The 974-nt window shown below is 60.5% G+C and carries 3 protein-coding genes; all 3 read right to left on the minus strand.

The features are described from left to right. Nucleotides 1–182, minus strand: a 182-nt coding sequence (locus HF921_RS12460) for a class II fructose-bisphosphate aldolase (protein WP_215893306.1), incomplete at its 3' end; no start/stop codon positions are given. A gap of 180 nt (nt 183–362) precedes the next feature. Beyond that, the gene (locus HF921_RS12465) at nt 363–701 is read right to left on the minus strand and encodes a BMC domain-containing protein (RefSeq protein ID WP_014030440.1); all 339 of its coding nucleotides are present in this window, start codon (nt 699–701) and stop codon (nt 363–365) included. 47 nt (nt 702–748) lie between these two features. Next, on the minus strand, nt 749–974 hold a 226-nt coding region (locus tag HF921_RS12470), incomplete at its 5' end, for a BMC domain-containing protein (RefSeq protein ID WP_215893923.1).

Consider the following 974-nt stretch of genomic DNA (forward strand, 5'->3'; position numbering starts at 1 on the left):
AGTTCGAAATCGTAGTGTTCCAGATGCGATTCGGCCAGAGAGAGGATTACGGGGGCGCGAGACCGCTCGGCAGCGGCCATGACGCCCTCGACGAACTCCAGGCTCACGACGTCGAAAGCGCCTACCGCGTATCCATGCGCATAGGCATGGCTCAGCAGATCTTTCATATGCACCAAAGGCATAACGCTATCCCCCGAAACGGAATCCAACCCCTATAATGCCTGCGGCCCTGAGCGTGGCGGCACTGGCGCGGTAGTAAGACATATCTTGAACGAGATATGGATCAATTTCGGGTGACATTATTTATTTCACTGTTTAGGTAGCCCGTCATTCGCGGATCATTCGCCATGGCCACGCCGATACTAGCTGAGTGACTGGCTGACCACGCCGTCCAACCCGCTGTCACCGGCATCGGGCGCCTTCGGAAGTATGTTTTCCACTTCGGAATGGACGCGGGCGATGATATGGGCGGCCACCAAGCCATCGCCGACGCGCTCACACGCATCCGCTCCGGCGCGCACCGCCGCATTTACCGCACCGGTCTCACCGCGCACCAGTACGGTGACATAGCCGCCGCCCACGAACTGGCGACCCACCAGACGCACTTCCGCCGCCTTGGTCATCGCGTCCGCCGCCTCGATCGCCGGCACCAGGCCGCGCGTTTCAATCATACCCAATGCCACTCCGCTGACGTTTGCCATTTTTATCACTCCATGTACTACCGCTTCGGTTGATTCGTTTAAACCACTTATTCCGTCGGATTGCTGGGCAGAATATTTTCCACTTCACTATGCACGCGGGCGATGATGTGGGCGGCCACCAGGCCATCGCCGACGCGCTCACACGCATCCGCTCCGGCGCGCACCGCCGCATTGACCGCACCGGTTTCACCGCGCACCAGCACGGTGACATAGCCGCCGCCCACGAACTGGCGACCCACCAGACGCACTTCCGCCGCCTTGGTCATCGCGTCC

The sequence above is a fragment of the Acidithiobacillus ferriphilus genome, from assembly GCF_018854775.1.
GTDB lineage: Bacteria > Pseudomonadota > Gammaproteobacteria > Acidithiobacillales > Acidithiobacillaceae > Acidithiobacillus > Acidithiobacillus ferriphilus.

Bases quoted from the DNA above. Each gene is read 5' to 3' on its own strand.
- HF921_RS12465 (WP_014030440.1), bottom strand. From the start codon at position 701: ATGGCAAACGTCAGCGGAGTGGCATTGGGTATGATTGAAACGCGCGGC.